Source organism: Arthrobacter echini, assembly GCF_008107445.1.
Classification (GTDB): domain Bacteria; phylum Actinomycetota; class Actinomycetes; order Actinomycetales; family Micrococcaceae; genus Arthrobacter_D; species Arthrobacter_D echini_A.
In genome coordinates this window covers 184,921-192,492 of the sequence record NZ_VSLD01000006.1, presented here as the reverse complement: position 1 = coordinate 192,492, position 7,572 = coordinate 184,921, and the positions used below count along the sequence as shown (strand labels likewise).

Sequence of the window (7,572 nt, the reverse complement as noted above, 5' to 3'; positions counted from 1 at the left end):
AACCACCCGCCGCATCGCCAGAGGATTCCGCAACTTCACCAACTACAGACTCCGCTGCCTCCTCGCCGCCGGCGGTCACCGCCCCTACCGCACGAAACGAACCAACCACGCCTAAATGCGAAGGGCCTGTTATCGGCGACAACACGAAGAGGCCCGAGTGCCGTCAAGCGGCCCGATATGCTGGCCCGGAATGCTGCGGGTGCGATCCCTCCAAGGGGTATTGGGGTCAGGATCGAGCACCTTCGTCTGCGGGGTCAGGAGCCAACGGGTACGCCGAGGGTGTCGACCATCTCCCACCCGAGCCGGTTCACCTCGACGTACCGGTCGGTCAGGTCGAGCGGCTTCACCCACGGCCTGTCGATGATGCAGTGACTGTTGTGGCCAATGCCGGACACCAAACCGACGGGTTCTGGTGCTGCAGGGTCTTCAGCGCGTTATACACGTAGGCAGTGGGCCAGCGGTCGCGGTAGAACTTGTTGAGGAAGTCCTGTTCGGCGAACGGGTAGTGCGACAGGTCGTCCACGGTCGCCAGCCGCGCTACCGTGGCGGCGAAGACTGCCTCGTCGGGCGTCAACACGAGGAAACCGCCGTTCAGCTAGTTGTCCGTCACAGCCAGTTCAGTGACGTTGTCCCAGCCTGCGTTGCGCCGTTCGCCCGCCTTACAGTTGCCTCTTGTATGACCCACCTCACTCCCCGTACTATCGGTACATCGTGTCCGTACTCGTTGTACGCACTCATCCGCACGCAGACCCCTCTATTCACAGAGAGAAGATTCGCCATGGCAGCCGAATCGCTTCCGAAGTCCCGAATCCCCCTGTTCGACGGCATGAACCGCATCCCCGGCGGCCTCATGCTGATCCCCCTGATCCTCGGCTCGATCGTCGGGACCTTCGCCCCCGGCTTCCTCGAACTCGGCAGCTTCACCACCGCCCTGTTCGCCGAGTCCGCGCTCCCGCTCATCGCCGTCCTGATCTTCGCCACCGGCATGCAGATCACCGCGAAAGCCTCGGGCCCCGTGCTCGCGACCACCGGCGTCGTCCTGCTCTTCAAGACGATCATCCCCGCGTCCCTCGTCGCGGGCCTCGGCCTGCTCGTCGGCATCGACGGCATTCTCGGGATCTCGATCCTCGCCCTCCTGGCCAGCTTCGACAACAGCAACGGCGGCCTCTGGCTCGCCTTCACCGGCCGCTACGGCGACTACCGCGACCGCGGCGCCTACATGGCCTCCGCCATCAACGACGGCCCCTTCTTCACCCTGCTCTTCCTCGGCATCTCGGGCCTCGGCAACATCCCGCTCCTCGCCCTCCTCGCCGCCGTCATCCCCCTGATCCTCGGCTTCATCGTCGGTAACCTCGACGCTAAGTGGACCGAGGTCATGCGGCCCGTGCCGAACATCGTCATCCCGTTCTTCGCCTTCGCCCTCGGCACCGGCATCGACCTCCGCAACGTCATCACCGGCGGCCTCAGCGGTATCTTCGTCGGCATCGCCGCCACCCTGATTACCGGCGCCCTCATGTACATCGGCTACCGCTTCGTCCTCCGCCGCGGCGGCAAGTCCGGCATCGGCATCGCATCGGCGACGACGGCGGGCAACTCGATCGCGACGCCGGCCATCGTCGCTGCTGCGGATCCGAGCTTCTCCCCCTTCGTCGAGGTCGCGACGGCGCAGGTCGCCTCCGCCGTCCTGGTCACCGCGATCTTCGCGCCGCTGCTCGCCACCTGGGTCCTCAAGCGCCAGGGCGGGCTGGACACCGACGACGCCGTCGAGGTCACCCCGACGTCCACCGCCGACCTGCCGTCCGCGGGCGATCCCTCCGCCCCCACCACCCGACGCCGCCGGACGCAGGACGACGACCGGTCGTGACACCTACGGCACCCATCGTCGGCATCGCGGCCGACGACGTCACCGGCGCCACCGACTCGGTGGTCCAGTTCTCCCGCTCCGGGTGGGCCTCCCGGCTCCTGCTGGGAAACCTGCTGCCGCGGTCGGTCGACCCCGGCAGCGCCCTTGCCCTGAACTCGGACGCCCGGGCCATGGACGCGGCAACAGCCCGGTCGGCGACCGCGGGTGCGGTCGCAGACCTGCTGACCGCCGGCGCGAACCGCCTCTACCTGAAGATCGACTCCACCATGCGCGGCAGCGTGCCTGCACAGGTGGCCGGAGCCCTCGACGCGTGGCAGGAGCGGCACCCCGGCTGCTTCGCCGTCGTCTGCCCGGCCTACCCCGCCATGGGCCGCACCCTGGAGGATGGCCTGCTGCGCGTGCACGGCGGATCGGTCGAGGACTCCCCCGCGGGCCGTGACCCGGTCACCCCGGTCCCCACGAGCGACTTCTCGCTGCTTTTGCCCGGCACCACGACGATCAGTCTCAACGGCTCGCCCGAGCAGGACGCCCAGGCGCTGCGCGAAACAGCGGGTGACGGCGGCGTCGTGGTCGTCAACGCGGCGTCCGACAGCGATCTCCGCACCCTCGCGGCTGCGCTCGTCGTCGCCGGTGAGACGGCGATTCCTGCTGGGTCCGCGGGCCTTGCCGCAGCGATGGCATCGGCCTGGGCCGACGCCGCCACGGCGCTGACTGCCCCCGAACCGGCGCCTGCCGCGCAGGGGCAGCGGATCGTCGTCGTCGTCAGTTCGCTGCACGACGTCGCCCGCGCCCAGACCGATCACCTGCGCGCCCACCTGGACCCGTCCGACCTCCGCATCCTGCAACCCGTCGATTCGCTGCTCGACCAGCCGAACCGGCTCGCGCAGTGGGCGGCCGGAGAGCTCGAGGTCCCGGAATCCCTCCCGCGGGTGGTGGTCATCCTCTCCCCCGAGGCCGTCCGCGGGTCCGTGACCCTCAGCGGCACCGCCATCGCGCGCAGCCTCGCATCCGTGGTGCAGCAGACCCTGGCCCGCGCCTCCGTCGGAGCCCTCGTGCTCGTCGGCGGCGACGGCGCCCGCGCCGTCCTCGAGGCCACCCGCGCCCAGGCCCTGCGCATCACCGGCGCCATCCAGGAGGGCATCCCGGTCGGCGTCGTCGAGGGCGGCACCGCCGCCGGGAAGATCGTCGTCACGAAGGCCGGCGGCTTCGGCCCGGTCTCCGCCCTGCTCGACACCGTCACCGAACTCACCCGCACCCTCACCCTCACCCAGTCAACGGAGGCATCCTCATGAACATCCCCACCCTCGCCGTCACTCTCGGTGACGTTGCCGGCATCGGCCCGGAGATCACCGCGAAGTCACTCCTCGGGCACGACGACGTCCGGCAGGAGTGCGTGCCCGTCGTCATCGGCGACGAGGCCGCCATGCGCCAGGGCGTCTCCAATGTGGGCGGCGACCCGGACAAGGTCCGCGTCCTGTCCTCGATCGAGGACGCTACGAACGAGCCCGGCATCATCGAACTCCTGCAGACCGGACCGTCACTCGCCGACGTGAAGCTCGGCGAGCTCAGCCCCGCCGCGGGCGACGGCTCCTACCGCTTCGTCGTCGAGGCCTGCCGCCTGGCACGCGAAGGAAAGGTGCAGGGCATCGTCACGGCGCCGCTGAACAAGGCCGCGATGCACGCCGGCGGGCACAAATGGCCCGGCCACACGGAGCTGCTCGCGCACGAGTTCGGGGTGGAGAACTTCAGCCTCGTCCTCTCCGCGGGAGACCTCTACTTCTTCCACCTCACCACCCACGTCTCCCTGCGGCGGGCCATCGAGGACGTCACGCCGGAGCGCACCGGCAACGTCATCGAACTCGTCAGCGCATTCACCAAGGCGCTCGGCAACCCGGACGAGCCCATCGGCCTCGCAGGGCTCAACCCGCACGCCGGCGAGAACCGCCTGTTCGGCGACGAGGATGCCGACATCCTCGCCCCCGCCGTTGCGGCCGCCCGCGAGAAGGGCATCAACGTGCACGGGCCCATCCCCGCGGACGCACTCATCCCCGCCGCGGTGAAGGGCAAGTGGAACATGGTCATCGCCTGCTACCACGATCAGGGCCACGCACCCTTCAAGGCGGTCTACGGCGACGACGGCGTGAACATCACCGTCGGTCTGCCCGTCGTCCGCGTCTCGGTGGATCACGGGACCGCGTTCGACATCGCGGGCCAGGGTATCGCCCGCGAGGCGAGTCTGGTGCTGTCGATGCGGCGAGCCGCGCAGCTGGCACCGGGGTGGGATGTCGTCTGGCGGACCGCACAGAAGGAATAGCTCGTCCCGCACTGTGGGCACCTAGGATCGAGGCATGACGAGCGACGAAGACCTCGACCCTCCCGTGCCCAGCTACCTCGAGGGCATCGAGCTGAAGCGGGTGCACGACGGAAAGGTCCTCGAAGAGCACGACGACGACGGCCCGGCACCCACGGGCGAGCCCGACTCCGCGTCCTGAGGTTCGGGGTAGATGACAAAGATGGACACGCCTGACGGCCCTGATCGCCCGCTCGACGCAGGGAGCGGCGAGCCGCTTTACGTCCAGCTCCGCGGGCACCTGCGCGCGCAGATCATGAACCACTCGCTCCCGCCGGGCACGTCGCTGCCGAGCGAGGCCCAGCTGCAGGTGCGGTACGGCGTCTCCCGGTCCGTGGTCCGTCAGGCCCTCGGTGCCCTGACGGACGAGGGACTGATCGAGCGGGGCCGTGGCCGTGGCAGCACCGTGGCACCCCGGCGCGAGCACCACCGGCTGGTCCACCGGACGTCGGGACTCTCGGCGCAGCTCGGTAGCGCGGGGTCCACGGTCGGCACGGAGGTGCTCTCGCTGGCAGTGCAGGATGGCGACGCGTCGACGGCGGTCCTCGGCACGGATCAGGTGCTCGCTCTCGAGCGGCTGCGGACGGCCGACGGGGTGCCCATCGCCGTCATCCACACCTGGCTTCCCGTTCCAGCGTTCTCCTCACTGACCGCCGAGGACCTGCACGACGCGTCGCTGCACGCGGTGCTCGGCGAGAAGTTCGGCGTGCGGATCGCGTCCGGGAAGCGGCAGATCCGGGCTGTACCGGGCGACGGGGATCTACTGCATCTGCTGCAACTCGATACGTCGTCGCCCGTGCTGCTCCTCGAGGGGACGAGCTTCGACCAGCACGGACAGCCCGTGGAGGTCTTCTCCACCTGGCATCACCCGGACCACGTGGTGTTCGACATCGACATCGAGCGCGAACCGACGACAGCACCAGTTGCGGCAGGCGGTCCGTCGTCGGCCATCGACTCCCCTGATTCGGTAGCTGAACGAGCTCGCCGGTTGGGGGCGGAATTGCTTCACTTCGCTGAGCAGGTTTCCGACCTTGGTCGTTGACTCCGCGGCCGTCTGTAGCGATGTTCCTCTGCGCCTGAGCCTGGCACCTCATCCATGCCGTCGAACCGCTCCGGACCCGCGCGGTTGAGCCAAGTACATTTTGCGCTGCCGACTTATCCGCCGCTGACGGGAATGAAGTTGCGCAGGTAAGTGCGTAAGCCGGGATCGCACACGTAGACGTAAGTTCCCCGTATGCCACGCGTGAGCAGCACCGCGTAGATGTTCTGGACGAACCGCAGGAGATCATCGTCCGTGTAGACCTTGCCGAGGCGCCGGTTGTTCTCCTTGCCCTTCGTGTCGAAGTACGACGCACGGTTGACCACGACCCTCCGCGTGTCGGCGTCGTAGGTGAGATCGGGTCCGATGATGACGCCCGCGTAGTTCAGGTCGTACCCCTGAACAGTGTGTATCGACCCCACCTCCTCCAGCGACTTCCGGGAAGCGATCCAATCCTTCTGGGTGCTGTTCCAGCGGAACCGACTGCCGTCGATCTCGATGTCGTACGCGGCCTTGTCAGTCTTCGACTTCCACGGCCAGGCATATCCAGCGACCAACCTAGACAGGCCGACGTCCGCTTCCCGGCGCAGCACCTCGGTATGCATGTCGGCGATGCTGTCGAACAGGCGGAAGTCGTATCCGTCGAAGGTCTCGACGTGTGCCGGGACCTCGTCCACCTCCCGGCGGCCGAGGAGCCTCCTGACATAGCCGACGTAATCCGACCCGGCCCGCACACGCATCTGTGACACGAGCGGATAGTGACGGTCTGCAGCTTTGGCCTCGGCGACGAGACCGTGGAGAACCTCGGGCGGCAGGTCCGCAGGCCGAACACTCTGGGCCGCATCGATGAGGAGGATCTGGTTCCTGCTCTTCGCGCGGATCCAGTCGAGCTGCGTCTTCAGCGGATCGTCCTGCCCGAAGAGCTTCTCGTTGATCTCGAGAAACCTCTTGTTCTGCGTCCCTGACGGCTGATTCGCGCGCTGATTGAGGCGATGCGACTCGTCCACGACCAGCAGATCGAACTGCTCGTCTGCGAGGCCGACGTCGAAGGCTGTCATCACTATTTTCGGATGAAGTCCAGGTGTCTTCTCGAAGACCCTCATGATCGATTCGCGCAGGGATTGCTGGGGCACCACGAGTCCGATACGCACGTCGGTGAGTAGCTCGGAGTGGCTGCGATCGAAGAACTCCGAGAACATGGAGTCGCTGTCGAGCTCCTCGGCGGGTGCTCCTGCTTTGATATCGGCGATGAGCTTGAGCAGGTAGGTTGCAACGACCGTCTTGCCTGTGCCTGGTTCGCCCTGAATCACGATCGTGCTGCGAGTGTCCGCCTTCAGATCCTCGAACAGGCCCTCGAGGATGCCCTCGACGGCGATCGCCTGGTCCTGGGTCAGCTCCTTGAAGGGCGACAGCTTGAAGAGGTCGCTGTTCTCGATCTCGGGGATGGTTCGGCTGAAGACACCGTCGGCCCGCAGGCGCTCGAAGACCTCGCTGAAGCTCTCCCGGTACAGGTCGCGATCGTAGTAGTCGGCCTCGACGATGCCGTCGTTCCGGTTGAGGACCTGACAGGCTCCATCTCCTGCCAGCATCCGGATCAAATAGGACTCGAGATCGAGGCACACCGACTTGTTGAACGTTGCGTCGACGACGACGCGCACGTTCCTCAGATGTTTCTTCTCCGGCGAGACGAGATGCTGCCGTATGCGCGCGGCCGCGTTGCGCGACTCGCCCACGTAGACGTCCTTGAGGCCCTTTCCCCTGGCGCCGGACGTCGAGCCGTCGGCGTCGTCCAGGACGTAGACGATGGGCCAGTTGGTGTTGCGGTGGTCCAGCCCGGCCCAATTCGTGACCTCTGCGTTGGTGAAGCCCAACCACCGGATGTCAGAGGGCGTCATACTTCGCGCTCCGCCCGCGAGCCTTCTCGACCGGATATTTCTCGCGCGTCTTCACCAACTTCTCGAGCACGACCGCATCGGGCTCGACGCCCAATCGATCGGCGAGCAGCACACAGTAGGTGAGGACGTCGGCCAGTTCCTCCCGTACGCGCTCGACGTCTGCCTCTTCGTCCCACTGGAAGCACTCGAGCAGCTCAGCGGCCTCAATGGCAATGCTCTTTGCGAGGTTCTGCGGGGTATGGAACTGGGCCCAGTCGCGCTCCGCGACGAACGCTGCGAGCTCGGCTCTCACGGACGGTTCGAACATTCCGTCAACCTAACAGGTTGCAGAGTCACATCTGAGGAGATCGTCGCCCGCCAGCTCCCTGTCGACGTCGTTGGAGGGCGGCCACCTGGACTGTAGTGCCCCGGTACGAGCACGGGC

Annotated in this window: 8 protein-coding genes; 5 read left to right on the top strand and 3 right to left on the bottom strand. The window is 67.1% G+C overall.

Annotated elements, in window-relative coordinates; all coding sequences use genetic code 11:
- Nucleotides 1-343: 343 nt before the first annotated feature.
- Nucleotides 344-574, bottom strand: a complete 231-nt coding sequence (locus FQ377_RS12295; protein ID WP_148601553.1) for a glycosyltransferase family protein — start codon at nt 572-574, stop codon at nt 344-346.
- 204 nt (nt 575-778) lie between these two features.
- Here FQ377_RS12295 and FQ377_RS12290 point away from each other — a divergent pair, with 204 nt between their 5' ends.
- From FQ377_RS12290 to FQ377_RS12275, 5 genes are read left to right on the top strand one after another with little or no spacing between them, the layout of a single operon-like run.
- Nucleotides 779-1,864, top strand: coding sequence for a 2-keto-3-deoxygluconate permease (locus tag FQ377_RS12290; protein ID WP_222861873.1), 1,086 nt, complete (start codon nt 779-781; stop codon nt 1,862-1,864).
- Entirely contained in the window at nt 1,861-3,156 is a 1,296-nt protein-coding gene (locus FQ377_RS12285) for a four-carbon acid sugar kinase family protein (protein ID WP_187393354.1), read from the top strand. The genes FQ377_RS12290 and FQ377_RS12285 overlap by 4 nt, the downstream gene beginning before the upstream one ends.
- Nucleotides 3,153-4,178, top strand: coding sequence for a 4-hydroxythreonine-4-phosphate dehydrogenase PdxA (gene pdxA, locus FQ377_RS12280; protein ID WP_148601551.1), 1,026 nt, complete (start codon nt 3,153-3,155; stop codon nt 4,176-4,178). Before FQ377_RS12285 ends, pdxA begins: the two co-directional genes overlap by 4 nt.
- Nucleotides 4,179-4,212: 34 nt before the next feature.
- The gene (locus FQ377_RS14890; RefSeq protein ID WP_187393353.1) at nt 4,213-4,356 is read left to right on the top strand and encodes a hypothetical protein; all 144 of its coding nucleotides are present in this window, start codon (nt 4,213-4,215) and stop codon (nt 4,354-4,356) included.
- A 12-nt stretch (nt 4,357-4,368) separates the two neighbouring features.
- Nucleotides 4,369-5,256 (top strand): GntR family transcriptional regulator, encoded by an 888-nt coding sequence (locus FQ377_RS12275; RefSeq protein ID WP_148601550.1) that lies wholly within the window; start codon nt 4,369-4,371, stop codon nt 5,254-5,256.
- A gap of 113 nt (nt 5,257-5,369) precedes the next feature.
- Here FQ377_RS12275 and FQ377_RS12270 read toward each other — a convergent pair whose 3' ends face one another.
- On the bottom strand, nt 5,370-7,148 hold the full coding sequence (locus FQ377_RS12270) for a DUF2075 domain-containing protein (RefSeq protein ID WP_148601549.1): 1,779 nt from the start codon (nt 7,146-7,148) through the stop codon (nt 5,370-5,372).
- Entirely contained in the window at nt 7,135-7,455 is a 321-nt protein-coding gene (locus tag FQ377_RS12265) for a nucleotide pyrophosphohydrolase (RefSeq protein ID WP_148601548.1), read from the bottom strand. The genes FQ377_RS12270 and FQ377_RS12265 overlap by 14 nt, the downstream gene beginning before the upstream one ends.
- Nucleotides 7,456-7,572: the final 117 nt, after the last annotated feature.